The organism is Flavobacterium azizsancarii (assembly GCF_027980145.1).
In the GTDB taxonomy this organism is placed as follows: Bacteria; Bacteroidota; Bacteroidia; order Flavobacteriales; family Flavobacteriaceae; genus Flavobacterium; species Flavobacterium azizsancarii.
In genome coordinates, this window is the sequence record NZ_JAMZNK010000072.1 from 1 (window position 1) to 19,010 (window position 19,010).

The 19,010-nt window shown below is 31.9% G+C and carries 15 protein-coding genes; 10 read left to right on the plus strand and 5 right to left on the minus strand.

The genetic code is table 11. The features are described 5' to 3' along the window. Positions 1-901 precede the first annotated feature (901 nt). From NJT12_RS23675 to rnr, 3 genes are read right to left on the minus strand one after another with little or no spacing between them, the layout of a single operon-like run. Positions 902-1,579, minus strand: coding sequence for a LysE family translocator (locus tag NJT12_RS23675; RefSeq protein WP_271338580.1), 678 nt, complete (start codon positions 1,577-1,579; stop codon positions 902-904). Positions 1,580-1,593: 14 nt separating this feature from the next. Continuing rightward, positions 1,594-2,262, minus strand: coding sequence for a head GIN domain-containing protein (locus NJT12_RS23680; RefSeq protein ID WP_271338581.1), 669 nt, complete (start codon positions 2,260-2,262; stop codon positions 1,594-1,596). Positions 2,263-2,285: 23 nt separating this feature from the next. Next, entirely contained in the window at positions 2,286-4,466 is a 2,181-nt protein-coding gene (rnr, locus tag NJT12_RS23685) for a ribonuclease R (protein WP_271338582.1), read from the minus strand. Positions 4,467-4,663: 197 nt separating this feature from the next. On the opposite strand from rnr, the gene NJT12_RS23690 reads away from it, so the two are divergent. Both NJT12_RS23690 and rpiB read left to right on the plus strand, forming a co-directional pair. Further along, positions 4,664-4,897: a DUF2007 domain-containing protein gene (locus NJT12_RS23690; protein WP_271338583.1), complete on the plus strand. Its 234-nt coding sequence runs from the start codon at positions 4,664-4,666 to the stop codon at positions 4,895-4,897. An 813-nt stretch (positions 4,898-5,710) separates the two neighbouring features. Beyond that, positions 5,711-6,142 carry a ribose 5-phosphate isomerase B gene (rpiB, locus tag NJT12_RS23695; protein WP_041520454.1) on the plus strand — a complete coding sequence of 144 codons (432 nt, stop codon included), beginning with the start codon at positions 5,711-5,713 and terminating at the stop codon, positions 6,140-6,142. Between the two features lie 158 nt (positions 6,143-6,300). On the opposite strand, the gene NJT12_RS23700 is transcribed toward rpiB, so the two are convergent. Continuing rightward, a complete protein-coding gene (locus tag NJT12_RS23700; protein WP_271338584.1) occupies positions 6,301-6,603 on the minus strand; it encodes a DUF1294 domain-containing protein in 303 nt (100 codons plus the stop codon). Positions 6,604-6,725: 122 nt separating this feature from the next. Here NJT12_RS23700 and NJT12_RS23705 point away from each other — a divergent pair, with 122 nt between their 5' ends. The 3 genes from NJT12_RS23705 to NJT12_RS23715 all read left to right on the plus strand — a co-directional run bounded on the left by NJT12_RS23705 (position 6,726) and on the right by NJT12_RS23715 (position 12,754). After that, the gene (locus NJT12_RS23705) at positions 6,726-8,594 is read left to right on the plus strand and encodes a DUF3857 domain-containing protein (protein WP_271338585.1); all 1,869 of its coding nucleotides are present in this window, start codon (positions 6,726-6,728) and stop codon (positions 8,592-8,594) included. After that, positions 8,594-10,513 (plus strand): hypothetical protein, encoded by a 1,920-nt coding sequence (locus NJT12_RS23710; RefSeq protein WP_271338586.1) that lies wholly within the window; start codon positions 8,594-8,596, stop codon positions 10,511-10,513. The genes NJT12_RS23705 and NJT12_RS23710 overlap by 1 nt, the downstream gene beginning before the upstream one ends. Positions 10,514-10,630: 117 nt before the next feature. Continuing rightward, positions 10,631-12,754 carry a Tex family protein gene (locus NJT12_RS23715; protein WP_271338587.1) on the plus strand — a complete coding sequence of 708 codons (2,124 nt, stop codon included), beginning with the start codon at positions 10,631-10,633 and terminating at the stop codon, positions 12,752-12,754. A 153-nt stretch (positions 12,755-12,907) separates the two neighbouring features. Here NJT12_RS23715 and NJT12_RS23720 read toward each other — a convergent pair whose 3' ends face one another. Further along, positions 12,908-13,096 (minus strand): Sec-independent protein translocase subunit TatA/TatB, encoded by a 189-nt coding sequence (locus tag NJT12_RS23720; RefSeq protein WP_055096778.1) that lies wholly within the window; start codon positions 13,094-13,096, stop codon positions 12,908-12,910. Between the two features lie 211 nt (positions 13,097-13,307). Here NJT12_RS23720 and NJT12_RS23725 point away from each other — a divergent pair, with 211 nt between their 5' ends. From NJT12_RS23725 to NJT12_RS23745, 5 genes are all read left to right on the plus strand, one after another. Next, the gene (locus tag NJT12_RS23725; protein ID WP_271338588.1) at positions 13,308-13,808 is read left to right on the plus strand and encodes a peptidase; all 501 of its coding nucleotides are present in this window, start codon (positions 13,308-13,310) and stop codon (positions 13,806-13,808) included. 11 nt (positions 13,809-13,819) lie between these two features. Next, positions 13,820-15,304 carry a GH3 auxin-responsive promoter family protein gene (locus NJT12_RS23730; RefSeq protein WP_271338589.1) on the plus strand — a complete coding sequence of 495 codons (1,485 nt, stop codon included), beginning with the start codon at positions 13,820-13,822 and terminating at the stop codon, positions 15,302-15,304. A gap of 9 nt (positions 15,305-15,313) precedes the next feature. Continuing rightward, positions 15,314-15,754 (plus strand): SMI1/KNR4 family protein, encoded by a 441-nt coding sequence (locus NJT12_RS23735; RefSeq protein WP_271338590.1) that lies wholly within the window; start codon positions 15,314-15,316, stop codon positions 15,752-15,754. Between the two features lie 274 nt (positions 15,755-16,028). Beyond that, complete coding sequence (locus tag NJT12_RS23740; RefSeq protein ID WP_271338591.1) at positions 16,029-17,708, plus strand: DUF6909 family protein; 1,680 nt, start codon at positions 16,029-16,031, stop codon at positions 17,706-17,708. A gap of 168 nt (positions 17,709-17,876) precedes the next feature. Continuing rightward, positions 17,877-18,860, plus strand: a complete 984-nt coding sequence (locus NJT12_RS23745; protein WP_271338592.1) for a UDP-glucuronic acid decarboxylase family protein — start codon at positions 17,877-17,879, stop codon at positions 18,858-18,860. Positions 18,861-19,010: the final 150 nt, after the last annotated feature.

The following is a 19,010-nucleotide window of genomic DNA, read 5'->3' on the forward strand; positions in this document are numbered from 1 at the left end:
TAATGGACTTGAGAAAGGTGGTGTGCTTTGTGTCGGAATGTCAGTCCTTTACAACTCTTAAATCAGAAGTAAAGTGGCGTACTTTGCGTCGGAATAAGTGGCGACCTTTGCTGCGGAATCGTGGCGTACTTTGAAGCGGAATGGGTGGTGTACTTTGTAGCGGAATCGTGGCGACCTTTGCAGCGGAATATCCAGTTATGTTCGAATCCGAAAGATGCTCCAAAAACTTCAAAGAAATGTATCTCTTTTTTTTATGTTTAATTTTTAGAAAAAATTAGATTAAAGATTACGTTCGAATCCGGAAGATGCTCCAAAAACCTCAAAGAAATGTATCTCTTTTTTTTATGTTTAATTTTTAGAAAAAACTAAATTAAAGGTTATGTTTGAATCCGAAAGATGCTCCAAAAATCTTAAAGAAATGTATCTTTTTTACGTTCGAATTCAGGCTATACCTCAAAAACCTTCACAGACATCTCTTTGTGTCTAACTTTCCACAATCTTGTCATCTCGAGGAACGAGAGATCACACAAGTAAACTCTACAAAGATTGGCGATTATGTTTGCGGAGCTTCTAATGCGATCCTTCCTTCGTCAGGATGACAAAAATGAGTACAATATTTGCGTGTAACTATTATACAAAGTGCCGGTGTTTTCATTCGAATACGAAAAACTAAACAAAAATATTGTTATGAAAATAAGTACCCTAGCCCTGATAGAAGTGGAAATCCTTTTGTGGCGGGGTTCGACACAAAAGATTGAAACGGATAGCGGGATTAGCTCTTAAAAAAAAGATTTGACTCTATCACAGAAATCAAAATGACAAAGTTCTACATGAACATTATGAACATAAAAAAACCTCTGAAATTCAGAGGTTTAATTTTATATTTTTGAGTTATTAACAACTACTTCTCGATCTTCTCAAAGGCATGTTTTACCATTTCCTTTTCTTTGGGAAACCAACCCTGAATCATTAGAACGAATCCAAAAACCATTAAAACAATGCTTATAATTTTTTTAATCTTAACAATATTGGTTGGCGTCATTTTAGATTTTAATTGTTTGGCTAATAGTATTTTAATACAATCTACTATTAAATACGTAATAATAACCGCAGTAAAAAAAGTAAACATTCTTGAATTTTGCATTTCTAATTTTGGTCCTACAGAAATAATCACGGCAAGCCAGAAACCTAATACACCAATGTTAATAACGTTCAGTATAAAGCCTTTTATAAACAGACTTCCGTAGTTTCTTTTTATGATATCACGATCTATTGCTTCATCATCAATCTTTTCTTCATTTTTTAATCTCACAAAAGAAATTATACCGTAAGCCAGCATAATAATTCCGCCAAAAATAAAAAGTGCCGGTTTATCCTTTAAACTCTGTATAAGTCTGTAACTTCCTAAATAAGCAATTGCTATAAAAAAAATATCACCTAATACTACACCAAGATCAAAAACTATTGCAGCTCTGAATCCTTTTGTAATACTGGTTTCCAGTAGTATAAAAAATACCGGACCTATCATAAAACTTAAAAAAAGTCCCCATGGCAGTCCAGCTAAAATATCATTTATCATTCAAATACGATTTCTTATTTTACTTCTTCAATTTTACCTCCAAAAACCGTTTTTTGATTAATTTGTTTCGGTTTTCCATAAATGTAAATAGAGCCTCCTGCGCTTACTTTTGCATCTACAAGGGTTGATGCATTCACATCTGCTTTTCCGCCCGCAGAAACGCTTACTTTAGTCTGAGACGTGCTTAATTTACTTGCCAGAAGATATCCTCCTGCTCCAAGACTTGCATCCTGATTAGCGGCTACACCTGATAATGTAATTTCTCCTCCTGAAACTGAACTTACATTAAGCTTATCAACATCTAAAGGAACATTAATTTTAGCACCTTCCTGAGCACTTACTTTAAACGAAGTAGCTTTAATAGTTTCTTTACTGGTAACTTCTGCGCCTTCATTGGCATCTATAAGTTCTATGTGCTTGTAATAAAGGGTAATATCCAAATCATTACCTGATAATAATTTAGGAAAAGGCATTCTTAGTTTTAATATTCCTTTCTTGTTAACAACTTCAACTTCAGATTCACGCGCTCCTTTAATAACTACTTTATTTTCTGAAGACTGTACTAATTTTACACTTAACTTATCAAATACCTTAACGGTATCAAAATCACCTACTTCTTTGGTAACCTGACCAAAAGACATTTGAACAAATAAAATTGCAACTCCTATAACTAACTTTTTCATACTTTTATTTTTTAATTAAACTTCTATTCCGCTCTTCTTAAAAAATGAAAATCCAGTTGTTTTTTAACTAAATCGGCATTTTTTACTTTTACATAAATTTCATCTCCTAATTGTAAAACACTATTTGAAGTGGCTCCAACTAAAGCATATTGTTTTTCATCGAAAGTATAATAATCATCTTTTATATCTCTGATTCTTACCATTCCTTCGCATTTGTTAGAAACAATTTCAACATAAATTCCCCATTCAGTAACACCTGAAATAACACCCAAGAATTCTTCGTCCTGGTGATCCTGCATGTATTTAACCTGCATGTATTTAATACTATCTCGCTCAGCATTAGTAGCTAAACTTTCCATATTCGAACAATGCAGACATTTTGCTTCATACACTTCTTCATTTACAGATGCACCGTTATCTAAATAATATTGCAGCAAACGATGTACCATAACATCAGGATAACGACGAATTGGCGAAGTAAAATGACTGTAATAATCAAAAGCTAAACCATAATGACCAATATTTTCTGTCGAATATTTGGCTTTACTCATACTTCTAATGGCAAGAGTATCAATTAAGTTTTGCTCTTTTTTACCATTTGCTTCTTCCATCAAAGCATTCAATGATTTCGAAATATCTCCTTTGTTACGGAAATCTATTTTATAACCAAATTTAGCAATTACGGTTTGCATCGCAATTAATTTGTCTTCGTTTGGTTCATCGTGAATCCTGTAAATAAAAGTTTTCTTTTGTTTACCAATATATTCAGCCACTTTTCTGTTGGCCAAAAGCATGAATTCTTCAATCAGATGATTGGCATCTTTAGAAACTTTAAAATAAACTCCTTCTGGTTCTCCTTGTTCATCTAAGTTGAATTTTACTTCGACTTTATCAAAAGAAATAGCACCATTTGCCATTCTTTTCTTTCTTAGAATCTTAGCTAATTCATCTAGTTTTAAAGTTGCCTGTGTTATTTCATCAGAAACTACATAAGATTCTCCTGTGATCGAAATATCAAGCGGAATTGTACTATCTTTTGTTTCAATGATATATTGTGCTTCTTCATAAGCAAAACGCTGATCTGAATAAATTACAGTTCTACCAAACCATTGGTTGATAACTTGTGCATTTTCTGAAACTTCAAAAATTGCTGAGAATGTATATTTCTCTTCATTTGGTCGTAACGAACAGGCAAAATTAGATAAAACTTCCGGAAGCATTGGCACTACTCTATCAACTAAATAAACCGAGGTTGCTCGTTGATACGCTTCATCATCCAGAATTGTTCCTTCTTCAAGATAATAAGAAACATCGGCAATGTGAATTCCTATTTCGTAATTTCCGTTTTCTAATTTTTTGAAAGACAAGGCATCATCAAAATCTTTTGCATCTTTTGGATCTATCGTAAACGTAAGAGTATCACGCATATCACGACGTTTTGCAATCTCTGATTCCTGAATAGACGTATCTATTTTTTGTGCAAACACTTCTACTTCTACCGGAAAATCTGATGGTAAACCATATTCAGCAAGAATAGCATGAATCTCTGTATTATGTTCTCCTGGTTTTCCTAAAACCCTGAGCACAGATCCAAACGGACTATCGGCTCTTTTTGGCCAGTCTTCGATGTTAACTAAAACTACGTCACCATTTTCTGCTTCGCCAATTTTATCCTTTGGAATAAAAATATCCGTATACATCTTAGGATTTGCTGTAGATACAAAAGCAAAATTTGCCTGAATATCTATTACTCCTACAAATTCTGTCTTGTTTCTTTCTACAACTTCAATTACTTCACCTTCAGGTCTTTTACCTTTTCTTCGGTTATAAACATAAACTTTGACTTTGTCTTTGTCTAAGGCACGATTCAAATTATTGGTTGGGATAAAAACATCTTCACTAAAATCAGGACAAATAAAATATGCCGTTTTTCTACTGGTCATATCAATTGTTCCTTCATAGTAATCCTGACTTTCGGCTTTTACTAAATATTTACCTGGTTCAGATTCTATAATTTTCTTTGAAGCAGCCAGAATTTTTAAATCTTTTATAATCTGGTTTCTGCTTTTTGTATCATCAAGTTCAAGCTTTGCTCCTATCTGTTTGTAATTAAATGCTTTATTAGGACTTTGCGATAAAATTTTTATTATTTTACTAGAGAGATCTGTCTCCTTTTTTATCGGCTTTCTAATTTTCTTACTCATATATCTTTTCTTAAAAAGTTAAAATTACAAATAAGATATCAGATTATAGATTTTAACAAATAAATTATTAAAAATATAACTTTCAAAAAAAGTGATTTATTGATTTTTAAAAGGTCATTTATAATTTGCCTCTTTAAATTAATGCTGCCTGCAAATTTAAGTAATGCTCATTTCGTATATTTACAAAAAGACCTCATATGGAAAGCTTTAAAACCATTGCAATATTCAATTATCAGCACGAAACAGTCGTTCTGAAGCACTTATTAGAGCAAGAAGACATTCCGTATTATTTTGAGAACGAAATGACCTTATCTGTCGTCCCAATGTACACAACTGCTCTGGGTGGAATCAAACTCAAAGTTCATCCAAACGATTTCGATGAAGTTCAGCAAATTCTGGATAATCTTAATAACCCTTTGAAAATTGTTTAAACCAATCTGTTTTTTCAATTTCAAAAAATTAAATTTCCTTTTTAATTTTCAAAGTTGTCAACATATATTAAATACAACAAAAAGAAAAATTTAAATTAAATTAATTTTTGGTTGTTATTATAGCTTGTTAATATGTGCTATAAATTTATTTTTAAAAGTGTTGAAATGAAGTTTCTCTTAGTTATCGTGAGTTATCAACATACTTAAATTGAGTTAAAGGATTAATTTCTAAGCGTTTTTGTATTTTAATTAACAATGGTTAACAACCAAAAACAGATTCATTTTGTAGATAAGTTCATATGTTGAAATTTGTTGAAAATAGCATTTTTAGTATTGATAACTTTTCCAAAAATTCATCAAACTTTATTAGGTTATTTCATTGCGGTTTTGGATTAGGTTTTTTTTCGACACAACCAAAAAAAACTTCTAATTTTCTATCTCAACTTATTAACAAATAATGTTAACTTAAAGTTAACTGAATATCAATGAATTAGGTTTCGCTATTAACATTATAAAATTTTAACAAAATAACTGATTATTATTTATTGATTATGAGATACTTATAGAGTTATCAATAATGTTAATAAGTGTTAAGATTTTGATATAAAGAGAGTTGTGAAATAAACTTTTTTGCACGATAAATTTAGGAATGTATATCAATTCTTTTAATTGTTTACAACCATCTTTAATTGTTTACAAAAGGAAAAAATTAGTACTAATTAGTTAAATTCATGGCGAACTTTTCTTTTCAAATAGAATTACTTCAAAATTCTTTAAGTAAATTTGCATAACACAACTCAAATACCATTTACAATGAAAATTTCGATAGGGAATGACCACGCAGGACCAGATTATAAAAAAGCAATCGTTGCGATGCTTAAAGCAAAAGGATATGAAGTAACTAATTATGGTACAGATTCTGAAGATTCTGTTGATTATCCAGATTACGGTCATCCGGTTGCGAATGATGTATCTGAAGGAAAAGCTGATTTTGGAATTGTAATCTGCGGAAGCGGAAACGGAATTGCAATGACGGTTAACAAACATCCTAAAGTAAGAGCCGGTTTATGCTGGACTAAGGAAATTGCTTATTTAACCCGTTTACATAACGATGCAAACATTGTGAGCATTCCGGCACGTTTTACTTCTATCCCACAAGCGGTTGAAATTGTCGAAACGTTTTTAACAACTGCTTTTGAAGGTGGAAGACACCAAAATAGAGTAAATAAAATTGCTTGTCAATAAGTCAAAAAAAAATTGCAGTGCGAAGCACCAGTAAAAAATAAATAAACCGGACGGATTTTAATAATTCATCCGGTTTATTTATTTTAAGTGGTTTAAAAACAGTTTGTTATAATGTAATTTTGTAGTTATTAACATTGTTAATAACTGTATTTAACCAATCAATTCGTTAGTAAAAAAGCAATTGTAAAAATATTGACATTATAGATAAATAGAAGTATAGCAATTGCAATTTGAATAAAAACAATAGCCGAAAATTTTAAAATAAAAGAAGGCTTACTTGTTTTATGCCTGAAGAGTAGCATTGCTACTAATAAACCGATTGCTCCTCCAAAAAATGCAATTGTAAATAAGGTGTTTTCCGGAATTCTGCGTTTCTGTTTGATGGCCAAACGTTTATCGTATCCCGCCAGAAAAAATTCAATACTATTTATAACAAAAAACAAAACTAATAAAACTTCCATTGGCTAATAATTAAAAACAAAGATATTATTTTAACAACGTAATGCAGTAAATCTATTTATTTTGGAAAATAAGTTTATTTTTGTTAAAATTTAAACTCCCCAAATATTATATCAAAAACCTAATGAAAAGAATATTTTATGTGGCACTTTTTTCGTGTCTTTTTTTGTGCGCACAAGAAAAATCAAAAGTACTTTATCGTAATGAAATTGTTTCTATATCGAATAAAAGCAAATTAGAAATCGAATCTTTTATCGAAGAACAAAGAGAAATCACCAAAAGTAAAAACGTAAATGAATACTCGATCAATATTCCGTACGATAATTTTAGTGAAATTTCGAGTATAAAAGGAGCGACGATAAATGCGAAAACAAATAAAAGGAATAAATTATCACAGTACGATATTAGTACAAACGAGTTAAAACAACGTGATATTTTTTACAGCGATAATAAATACAAACACTTTGATTTTAGTTATGTTGAGGACAAATCGAAAATTGAATTCTCTTATAAAATAAAGCAAAACGAACCTAGATTACTGTCGTATTTTGCTTTTCAGCATGAATTGTTGACTGTTGCTTCAAAATTTCAAATAAAATCAGATCCGTCAATAGAAATTGGTTATAAACTTTTTGGGGAGCATCAGGATAAAATTGTTTTCGAAAAAACAAAAGAAGGAAACTTAGATGTTTATACCTGGAAAGTGACAGACATTCCTGCTTTTAAGGAAGAAAACAGAGCACCTAATTTTACCTATTTTCTGCCACACGTTGTTTACTACATAAAAAGTTATACGAAAGATAATAAGAAAGAAGAGCTTTTTCCGGATGTTGAACATCTCTACAAATGGTATTATTCGTTAGTAAAAGATATTAACAAATTAGATCAGACAGCCCTGAAAAGTAAAACTTCAGAATTAATAAAAGACAAAACAAATCCTAAAGATAAGGCAAAAGCAATTTACAATTGGGTTCAGGAAAATATTCATTATGTGGCTTTTGAGTACGAAATGGGAGGTTTTATTCCTAGGGATGCAGCAGCTGTTTTTGATAAAAAATACGGAGATTGTAAAGATATTTCGAACTTATTAAATGAAATGTTCAAAACTGCCGGATTAGAGTCTAATTTGGTTTGGATTGGTACACGGGACAAACCATATAGTTTTGCCGATGTTCCAACGCCTCTAGTAAGCAATCATATGATAGCAGCTGTAAAAATTGATAAGCAACGTTATTTTGTCGACGGGACTGATTCTTTTTGTCCGTTTACATTTCCATCTGCAATGATTCAGGGCAAGGAAGGACTTATAGGAATATCTGAAAGCGAATTTGTTATAGAAAAAGTTCCTGTAGTAGATAAAAAAGAAAACCGATTTAAAGTTGACCTGAAATTAAAAATCAATGACGGTGCAGTTTCAGGTACTGCCAAAATGCTGCTTTCAGGTTATCAGAAAAGTGATTTTCTAAATGTTTTAGGATCAAATAAACAAAAAGAAGAGGAGATCTTAAAAAGCGGTTTAGCGAGATACAATCAAAAAGTAGAAATAGAAACCGCAGAAGTCAAAAAGCACGAATATGAAAATAAAGATGCCGAGCTTGAATACAAGTTTAAACTTGATTCATGGGTAAAAAAAATAGGGGATAAGATTGTTGTAAAACCTATTTTATTAGCGCCTTTTAAAGAATATATAATCGACGTTAAAGAGAGAAAACTTTCGATTGAAAACGACAATGTGTTTACAAATGAATTTACTTATGTCTATGAAATCCCCGAAAATTATCAGCTTGATTTTATCCCGGAGAACAGTAAGAAGGAAAATGAGGTTTTAAGTTATGACATCTCTTATAAAAAAGATAAAAAAAACCTGATCGTATCTCAAAAAATAGCACTAAAAAAGTTAATTATCGAAACGACTGATTTTGAAAACTGGAACGCATTAGTAGACGAATTAAACAGCCAATACAACCAATCTATCATCCTAATAAAAAAATAATGAAAAAAATATTACTGATTCTACTATTTACTTTTATAATAAAAACACAAGCACAAGAAATTAAAAGCTACACCTGGGATGCAGTTCCTGCCTTTCAAGCCATTCCGGAAGAATATAAAAAACAACCCGCCGTAATTTTATTTGATAAAAGATGGATTCATACCAGAATTAATACCAATTTGTATGGTTTTGCAAAATTTAAAATGGAGCATTTTGCAGTAAAAATAAACGAGTCTTCAGAAATTAGTAAATACAATAAAGTTACTGCAGATGATAATACAACAATTCGTGATACAAAAGATTTTCACGCGAGAGTAATTAAACCTAACGGAGATATTAGGGTTTTATCTGAAAGTCAGATTGTAAACTCTGATTTAAAAAATGTAAAATCGATTGTTTTTGAAGGCGTAGAGAAAGGCGATATTTTAGAGTATTATTTTATTGTAAAAGAAAATCCAACGTCAAACGGAATCGAGATTTACCAGAAAGATGCGCCGGTACTGCATGCTGAGTTCACGCTAACAGAGTCCGGATCTGCTATGTCGAGAGTATATACTTCCGCGGATTTTCATTATAATAAAGTAAAAGGAAAGACTTTTTTTACTGCAGATAATATAGAACCTTTGGTAATCGAAAAAAGCTCGAAGAAATTTAGAAATCTGGTTAAGATACTGTATTTAATTGCGGGATCTCCAGCAGAAATGGAGAGTAAAAAATGGGAAACTTATTTTAAAGGGTTTTTAAGAAATAAGCCATACGCTTTTTCTAACGGTGATGTTAAAAAACTTCTTCAAAAATTGGATTTAAAAGACAAAACTGATAATGAAAAAATAACCATTCTCGATGAATATATAAAAACTCACTTTGAAAATTATGAAGAAGGAGAAACAATAAACGTGAAAATTAATATAACAGAAGGAAATTCGAAATTAGCACGTAGAGACTTTATTTTGCTTTATAAATATGCTTTTGACATACTTAAAATTCCATACGAAATAATTGCTGTCGAAGATCGTTTTATAGGAGAGCTAGATGAGGATATTATGACATTTCATGAATTTACAGATATTAATTTTTATCTGAGAGATTTGTATAAATTTATCTCGCCAAGTGTGGGATATCTTCCTTACGGAAAAGCCGGCTACGAGTATCAGGGTACAAGAGCTAAAGGATATAATGTACAAAAGAAAGAGGAAAGTTATGTTTATCCATTGGTAGCTCCTTCAGATTTTACTAAAATAACAACAGAATCAGTTGTAACTCTAAACCCTGATTTAACAAAAGTAAGTATAGATAAAAAATTTTCAAGTACAGGTTACATTGGTCAAATGTTAAGATATAGCTATAATGATTTGTCTAAAAATGAAGAAAAAAAGGACCTTACAGATTTTGTAAAAGAAGTCTCTATTGATGAAGTCGACACTAAGCTTTTAGAGCATAATGTAGAAAATTTAGAATTTAAAAATAATTATACTAATACGCCGTTCGTTATTAATTCGAAGTTAGAGTCTGTTGAGTCATTTACTGAAAAAGCCGGAAATTTACTCTTGATTAATTTAGGAAAGGTAATTGGAAAACAGTCTAATCTTTATCAGGAAAATACCAGAAAAACAGATATTGATTTAAAATACACAAAAGAATACCATCATTCTATTGTCTTTAATATTCCAAAAGGATATCAGGTAGATCACTATAATGATTTAGTTATAGACAGAGAAATGAAATATGATGAAGATAAAAATTGTTGGTTTAAATCGACTGTAAAAGTAGAAGGAAACCAGGTTATCATTACCATTGATGAGAAATATAAAGCAATAACTTATCCAAAGGATATTTATCAGGAATATAGAAAAGTTTATAATGCATCTGCAGATTTTAGTAAAGCTAGTATTGTGTTAAAGCCAATTAAGAAGAAATAAAAATAGGACGGTTGAAAAATTAAAATATTAATTTTGATAATTGTAAAATAATAAAATAGTGAACCATTGCGAACTTTGCGAAACACTTTGCAACTTTTGCGGTTAAAATAATTAAGAATGACTAATATTCAATTCATTGCCAAGACCGTTCAAACAGCAGCGATCAACATTCAAAACACCGTAAAATTATTAGAAGAAGATTGTACGATTCCGTTTATATCCCGTTATAGAAAAGATACAACCGGAAACCTTGATGAAGTGCAGATCGAAAATATTGCAAAGCTTCAAAAAGAATATGAAACGATTGTAAAACGTAAAGAAGCTGTTCTAAAATCTATCGAAGAACAAAAAGCACTTACGCCGGAATTGAAGCAGAAAATTGAGCAAAGTTTTGATTTACAAGAAATAGAAGATTTCTATCTTCCGTATAAAAAGAAGAAAAAAACAAAGGCCGATGTTGCGCGAGAGTTTGGTTTAGAACCTTTGGCAAAAATTATTATGTCGCAGAATGATGTTGATGTCGATTTTATTTCGACGCAATATCTTAATGATAATGTAATTAATGAAGAAGCGGCAATTCAGGGTGCAAGAGATATTATTGCCGAATGGATCAATGAGAATATTTATGTTCGTAAACAATTGCGAAGACTATATCAGCGCAAAGCTACAATTGGAACCAAAGTCGTAAAAAAGAAAAGCGAAGAAGATGGAGCGCAAAAATTCAATCAGTATTTTGATTGGGAAGAACCGTTGACAAAAGCACCTTCGCATCGATTATTAGCGATGCTTCGTGCAGAAAATGAAGGTTTTGTAAAGATGAAAGTTGATGTTGATATCGATGAAGCATATGATATCATTGATGAATTAATTATCAAAAAACAAAATAGTACTACAGCACATTTGCAATTAGCGATTGAAGACAGTTATAAACGGTTGTTGAATCCGGCGATTGGAAATGAAACTTTACAAGAAGCAAAAGCAAAAGCCGATGCCAATTCAATTCAGGTTTTTGCAAATAATTTAGGTCAGTTATTATTAGCACCGCCTTTGGGTGAAAAACGAATTCTGGCAATAGATCCCGGATTTAGAAGTGGCTGTAAAGTAGTTTGCCTCGACGAGAAAGGAGATTTGTTATACAATGAAACCATTTATCCGCATGCACCTCAAAATGAGGAAACAATGGCGATCAAGAAAATCCGTTCGATGGTAAATGCGTATCAAATAGATGCAATTTCTATAGGAAACGGAACTGCTTCGAGAGAAACTGAATTTTTTATAAAAAAAATTGCGTTTGACAAAGCGCCACAAGTTTTTATTGTTTCAGAGGCTGGAGCTTCAGTTTATTCGGCGTCAAAAATTGCGAGAGAAGAATTTCCTAATTATGATGTTACAGTTCGTGGATCGGTTTCTATTGGCCGACGACTTTCAGATCCTTTGGCTGAGTTAGTAAAAATTGATCCAAAAGCAATTGGAGTAGGACAATATCAACATGATGTTGACCAAACCAAACTAAAAGATGAACTTGATGCAACTGTAATTCGTTGCGTGAACTCGGTTGGAATCAATATTAATACTGCAAGTAAACATTTACTAAGTTATGTGAGTGGAATAGGAGAGAAGCTAGCCGAAAATATTGTGCAATATCGCTCAGAAAATGGACCTTTTGAAGATAGAAAACAGCTAAAAAAAGTCCCTCGATTAGGGGAGAAAGCCTATCAGCAAGGTGCGGCTTTTATTAGGATTTCGAATGCTAAAAATCCATTGGATAACTCAGCAGTGCATCCTGAAGCTTATGCAGTTGTTGAAAAGATGGCAAAAGATTTAAAACTTTCAGTAAATGATCTAATTGCTAATAAAGAGAAAACAGCCCTAATTAAAGCTGAAAACTATATAACGCCTGAAATTGGTTTACTTACGCTAAAAGATATTATAAAAGAGCTCGAAAAACCAGGTTTAGACCCAAGAAAGTCAGCGAAGGTTTTTGAATTTGATGCTAACGTAAAATCAATCAAAGACCTAAAAACGGGAATGATTTTACCTGGAATTGTTAATAACATTACCAATTTTGGCTGCTTTGTTGATATCGGAATCAAAGAAAGCGGATTGGTTCACATTTCTCAGCTAAAAGCTGGTTTTGTGAGTGATGTAAACGAAGTAGTAAAATTGCATCAACATGTTGATGTTAAGGTTACTGAGGTTGATGAAGACAGAAAAAGAATTCAGTTAACAATGGTTTTATAAAATTTTTAATATTTGAAATTCCAAACATCGAAAAATAAGAACTCCCAAATTACAAATGTAGTTTGGGAGTTCTTTTTATGTATTAATTTTTTCTATAAAATAAAACCCCAAACTACATTTGTAATTTGGGGTTTATAATAAGGATCTAAATTCTTATTTAATTTCTTCTTCTTCTTTTTTAACAGAAGGTGCAGGTGGAGTCTGATCGTCTTTAGCAGCGTTCTTAAATTCCTTAATACCACTTCCTAAACCTTTCATTAATTCCGGAATTTTTTTACCTCCAAAAAGTAATATCACAATACCTACTATTACGAGGATTTCTGTAAGACCTAATCTTCCCATGATTGTATATTTAATGCCGAAGCAAATTGATTTTCTAAATAATACCGCAAAGGTATATAGAAATATACGAAGAAGAAGTGTTTTTGGATTAAAATATTCTTATCTAATAGCGTTAAATATTTTATAAAATGATGAAATAACGGGATTCCTTTATTTATATCAGGCGTTAACAAGATGATTAATTATTATATTTGCTTGTATAAATAACCTAATGGCTAAGAAAAAATTCAATTTCAGAAAAAAATTATTCATCAAAAACCGATTGGTGATTTTGAATGAAGACACTTTTGAGGAAATTTTTTCATTCAAACTTAACCTGATGAATGTGTTCGTAACGTTCACATTAGGAGGAATATTTCTAATTTTAATTACCACTTTCATCATTGCTTTTACACCTTTGCGTGAACTTATTCCGGGATATTCTTCTTCTGAATTGAAAAAGAATGCAACCGAATTAGCCATAAAATCTGATTCATTAGAGACTGCTTTAAAGAAAAACGAAGCGTATATAAAAGGAATTCAGAAGGTTTTAAGGGGTGAATTGGAATATGCAAAATTCAATAAAGATTCTATTATAGCAGATAATGAAGAACATTCTGATGTAAATATGAAACCTTCTGAAGAAGAAATTAAATTGAGAAATGAAGTGGCAAAAATGGAGAAGGAGTCGGGCGAAAAACCTCGAAGTAAAAACAAAAGTGACAAGAAATAATACCATAAAAAATGTCAATTAAATCAGTAGCAGCAAAATTATTTGCCACCAAAATATACTATAAAACAAAGGCTTGGGCCAATAAACCGGTTGAAACACAACAAGCAGTATTTAAAAGTTTAATAAATAGTGCCCAGGAAACTGAATTTGGTACAGATCATCATTTTGATAAAATAAAGTCAGTTCATGATTTCAGGAAACGTGTTCCGGTTCGTGATTATGAAGATTTAAAACCCTACATCGACAAAGTTCGAATGGGCGAAAAGAATATTCTCTGGAAAGGGAAACCATTGTATTTTGCCAAAACTTCAGGAACAACTTCCGGAGCAAAATATATTCCGTTGACCAAAGAATCAATGCCGTATCATATCGAAGCTTCAAGAAATGCGATCCTACATTATATATACGAAACAGGAAATGCAGATTTTGTAGACGGAAAAATGATTTTCCTGCAGGGAAGTCCAATTCTTGTTGAAAAATACGGAATCAAATTTGGAAGATTATCCGGAATTGGCGCGCATTTTGTGCCCAAATATCTTCAAAAAAACAGAATGCCTTCCTGGGAGACCAATTGTATTGAAGATTGGGATACTAAAGTAAATGCTATTGTAGAGGAAACCATTGATCAGAATATGACCATAATTTCCGGGATTCCGTCTTGGGTACAAATGTATTTTGAACGATTACAGGAAAAAAGCGGTGGAAAAAAGATTGGAGAATTGTTCAAGAACTTCAATTTGTTCATTTACGGAGGAGTCAATTATGAACCTTATCGTGCGAAATTTGAAAAAATGATTGGGCGAAAAGTAGACAGCATAGAGTTGTTTCCGGCTTCTGAAGGATTTTTTGCTTATCAGGATTCTCAAAAACAAAAAGGAATGCTTTTGTTACTAAATTCCGGAATCTTCTACGAGTTTATTAAAGCTGATGAATTTTTTACAGAAAATCCAAAAAGCTATACGATTGGAGAAGTCGAAATAGGCGTTAATTATGCCTTGATCGTTTCTACAAACGCCGGACTCTGGAGATATAATATTGGCGACACGGTTCAGTTTACATCATTATTTCCGCATAGAGTTATCGTTTCAGGTCGAATCAAGCATTACATATCTGCTTTTGGAGAACATGTTATTGCAAAAGAAGTAGAAAGCGCCATGAAAGAAGCTACGGAAGGAACTAAAATTGTAATCAACGAATTTACCGTTGCGCCGCAAATAAATCCTTCAAGCGGTTTGCCGTATCATGAATGGTTGGTTGAATTTGAAAATGAACCTGAAAATTTAGAAGCATTCGCAGAAGCAATTGATGATGCAATGCGTAAACAAAACATTTATTATGATGATTTAATCACCGGAAATGTTTTGAGGAAAGTGGTTATAACCAAAGTTTCTAAAAATGGTTTTCAAGATTATATGAAATCACAAGGAAAATTAGGCGGACAAAATAAAATTCCGAGATTGTCGAATGACAGAAAGATTGCAGATAATTTGAAGTAATAAATTGTAATGGAATTAAATGAGTTTTGTAAAAAAGTAGAAGAAATCAAATTAAAAAATCCATTGTGGTTTGATTTAGAATCTGATTTAAAAGCTACCGACACAGAATTGTTTCATGTCGAGGAAAAACTTACTAATAAGCTTCCAAAAGAGTATAAAGATTTCGTGAAAATTTTTGGAGGAGGATATTTCGCATTTACAACAGTTTATTCTGTAAAGGAAAATAGTGATTGGAATATTTTATTAAATAATATAAATATTGGACTAATTAGTTCTCACGAGTTTCTCGCAATTTCTGATAATTATACAGGTGATTATTATGGATTTAAATTGAATAACGGAGAATACGAAAGTAAAATTTCTTTTTTTGATCATGAAACACAACAAGTAAAAGAAACAAAATATAAAGATATATATGAGTTTTTAACGGATGCAGGATTAAGATCATGAAGACAATTGAAACAATTTTTTTTAAAATTGAATAATTATATTTATAATACCCAAAGACAATCAGGAACGTATTAATACAATAAATTTCATTTTGTAACAAAATTAGAATTTCTAAAAAATAGAAGTTAATTTTGAGAATTATAAATAATAACAATATACAATAATGGTGTTTTTAAGAATATGAAAACTTTAATAAATTAATATTTCAATTTCATTTAATTAAAAAATACTAATTTCATCTTCTCTTAGGAGGAGATTTTTAAAATAAACAAGCATGAAAGAAACCAAACATATATCAAGATCAAGAGCGCAGGAATCATCTGCAGCGATAGAAAGAATGTACATAACAATGCGTCATTTATTCAACCGTGGTTTTTATAAGCCAATGGGAGTTTCGGGCGATGGCTTGCGTGAATCATTGTTAGCATTACGTCCGGAAATTTACGGAAACATAGGCGAAGAAAAAGTAGAGCTTAATGGGCTTTTGTACGTTATAGAGCGTTTACCAATAGGAATTGAACAATGTCGATTTATTAATTTAACTTCTGATGAAGGATATTCTAAATCACATTTCGAGGCAATTGTTCCTCCAAAAAGACGAAGAAATTGTTATAGGATTGATGAGGAACAAATGAATGTCGAAATCACCCGCGGGCGTTCAGACATTTATGACATCCTGACTCATTTGACTTTTATTTTCATCGAATCTCATAAAATTAAAAACAGGGTTTTATTAGACGATGGTGGCGAAGTTTCCCGCGATTGGTTGAAACTGGAGCAGGCTGTAATGCAAACTAAAAAATTGCCATTAATTGAGAAAGAAAAAGCAATTTCGCATGTTGCCAATATATTAGGAAGAACTTTTGAAGAGGTTCTGGACATTTACGAAGCATTTGGATCTGAAGAAACTCCGGACCGTTTCCTGCATGTTATTTATTGGTTAGGAAAATTGGCGATCGAAGAAGTAGTTGACAATAACAAACGAACTATAACTTTTAGTCCCGTTTTAAGAGAACGTTTAGGACATCATATTCACGGAGAAATCTGGGCCACAAACATCAAGGAGGTTTTAAAAACTAATAACTTGCTAAAACGTCCAATTCATGTAATAAGTGCGAATATGCACAGTGTTATGAATTCTATTTTTGCAACACCGTTGTTGAAAACAAAATTCAAGGACAAGTCTGATTTTTATATTTATGAAGAATTAAGTAAATCCGGAGCTAAAGATATTAGAAGTCAGGTTGAAGAATTAGCCTTAAAAAACGGAATGATTTCATTGCCGGACACTTCAGGGACTAATATCGACGTTCAGATTTTTGATACTGCAAAAATTGACTGGGGAAAAACAGGATTTCCAAAAGCTGCTCTTGATGAAACTAAACCCGTTATTATTGTAATGGATTATGCTTTTGGTGAGCAGGCTTATGAAACTATCGATGAGCTTTTAAAACCTTATAAAAAAGAAACTTTATTGAATGTAGCATCAGTTTCAATAATGGGTAAAGCTGGAATTCTTGAGGGTGGAAAAGGAGACATCATGATCCCGACCGCACATATAAACGAAGGAACTGCAGATAATTATTTCTTCGAAAATGAACTAAAAGGAGCAATGTTTGAAGGAAATGATATTGCAGTTTTTGAAGGTGCAATGGTAACCGTTTTAGGAACATCATTACAAAACAGAGATTTATTGAAATTCTTTCACGAATCGACCTGGGGAGTAATTGGTCTTGAAATGGAAGGATCTTATTATCAGAAAGCCATACAATCTGCATCAAAAATTAGAAAAAGTGTACCACACGATATCAAAGTTCGTTATGCTTATTATGCTTCAGATAATCCTCTGGAAACAGGAAGTACATTAGCTTCAGGCGGATTAGGAACAACAGGTGTAAAACCAACTTATTTGATTACTATTAAAATTTTGGAACAAATTTTCAACGTAAAATAAATCGATAAATAAATATCTCAAAATAGTTACTGCCAAATATATTAATTTGGTGATAGTAAAGAGGAGACAAAGAATTTATAAAACTGCCTAATTTTTTTAGGCAGTTTTTTTTAGAATAGTTTTTATAATTTTCAAATCAGTTACATTTGCGATGTATAAATAATTAATATGAAAAGAATACTTATTACCGGAGCAGCAGGATTTTTAGGATCGCATTTATGCGACCGATTCATTAAAGAAGGCTATTATGTTATTGGAATGGATAATCTGATTACGGGAGATCTTAAAAACATTGAACATTTATTCAAATTAGAAAATTTCGAATTTTATCACCACGACATCACAAAGTTTGTTCACATTCCGGGTGATTTAGATTATATTTTACATTTTGCTTCGCCCGCAAGTCCAATAGATTATTTAAAAATACCAATTCAGACTTTGAAAGTTGGATCTCTTGGAACTCACAATCTGTTAGGATTGGCACGAGTAAAAAAAGCAAGGATTTTGATTGCTTCAACATCTGAAGTTTATGGAGACCCATTGGTTCACCCACAAACGGAGGAATATTACGGAAACGTAAACACAATTGGTCCACGTGGAGTTTATGACGAAGCCAAACGTTTCCAGGAATCAATTACAATGGCGTACCACACATTTCATGGTGTCGAAACCAGAATAGTGCGTATTTTTAATACCTACGGACCAAGAATGCGTTTGAATGACGGACGTGTAATTCCGGCTTTTATTGGTCAGGCTTTGCGCGGGGAAGATTTAACTATTTTTGGAGACGGAATGCAAACCCGTTCTTTTTGTTATGTTGATGATCAGGTCGAAGGTATTTTTAGATTATTGCACTCAGATTATGTATATCCAGTAAATATTGGTAATCCGGACGAAATTACGATTAAGGATTTTGCAGAAGAGATCATTAAACTAACAGGAACAAATCAAAAGGTAGTCTATCATCCATTACCCATAAACGATCCATTACAACGCCAGCCAGATACTACAAAAGCAAAAGAATTATTAGGTTGGAAAGCAAAAGTAGATCGTGCTGAAGGAATGAAAATTACTTATGATTATTTCAGGTCACTTTCTAAAGAAGAACTTTCAAAAGAAGAACACAAAGATTTTTCAAGTTATATAAAATAAAAAAACGGGCAAATATTCAATAAATATTTGCCCGTTTTCGTTGTGTGCCCAGCATGGGCGATAACTCTAGGGTGTAAGTCCCGAACACGCCTTTACAGTGGGAAGTGTTAGCTGAATGCAAGGGTGTCCATCGCGAGGTGGAATCTGAAG

What these genes read in the sequence shown, in the direction of transcription:
- NJT12_RS23680 (WP_271338581.1), bottom strand. Translation starts at nt 2,262, where the DNA reads ATGAAAAAGTTAGTTATAGGAGTTGCAATTTTATTTGTTCAAATGTCT.
- rnr (WP_271338582.1), bottom strand. Translation starts at nt 4,466, where the DNA reads ATGAGTAAGAAAATTAGAAAGCCGATAAAAAAGGAGACAGATCTCTCT.
- NJT12_RS23710 (WP_271338586.1), top strand. Translation starts at nt 8,594, where the DNA reads ATGAAAAAAATATTACTGATTCTACTATTTACTTTTATAATAAAAACA.
- rpiB (WP_041520454.1), top strand. Translation starts at nt 5,711, where the DNA reads ATGAAAATTTCGATAGGGAATGACCACGCAGGACCAGATTATAAAAAA.
- NJT12_RS23720 (WP_055096778.1), bottom strand. Translation starts at nt 13,096, where the DNA reads ATGGGAAGATTAGGTCTTACAGAAATCCTCGTAATAGTAGGTATTGTG.
- NJT12_RS23730 (WP_271338589.1), top strand. Translation starts at nt 13,820, where the DNA reads ATGTCAATTAAATCAGTAGCAGCAAAATTATTTGCCACCAAAATATAC.
- NJT12_RS23700 (WP_271338584.1), bottom strand. Translation starts at nt 6,603, where the DNA reads ATGGAAGTTTTATTAGTTTTGTTTTTTGTTATAAATAGTATTGAATTT.
- NJT12_RS23725 (WP_271338588.1), top strand. Translation starts at nt 13,308, where the DNA reads ATGGCTAAGAAAAAATTCAATTTCAGAAAAAAATTATTCATCAAAAAC.
- NJT12_RS23705 (WP_271338585.1), top strand. Translation starts at nt 6,726, where the DNA reads ATGAAAAGAATATTTTATGTGGCACTTTTTTCGTGTCTTTTTTTGTGC.
- NJT12_RS23690 (WP_271338583.1), top strand. Translation starts at nt 4,664, where the DNA reads ATGGAAAGCTTTAAAACCATTGCAATATTCAATTATCAGCACGAAACA.
- NJT12_RS23735 (WP_271338590.1), top strand. Translation starts at nt 15,314, where the DNA reads ATGGAATTAAATGAGTTTTGTAAAAAAGTAGAAGAAATCAAATTAAAA.
- NJT12_RS23715 (WP_271338587.1), top strand. Translation starts at nt 10,631, where the DNA reads ATGACTAATATTCAATTCATTGCCAAGACCGTTCAAACAGCAGCGATC.
- NJT12_RS23745 (WP_271338592.1), top strand. Translation starts at nt 17,877, where the DNA reads ATGAAAAGAATACTTATTACCGGAGCAGCAGGATTTTTAGGATCGCAT.
- NJT12_RS23675 (WP_271338580.1), bottom strand. Translation starts at nt 1,579, where the DNA reads ATGATAAATGATATTTTAGCTGGACTGCCATGGGGACTTTTTTTAAGT.
- NJT12_RS23740 (WP_271338591.1), top strand. Translation starts at nt 16,029, where the DNA reads ATGAAAGAAACCAAACATATATCAAGATCAAGAGCGCAGGAATCATCT.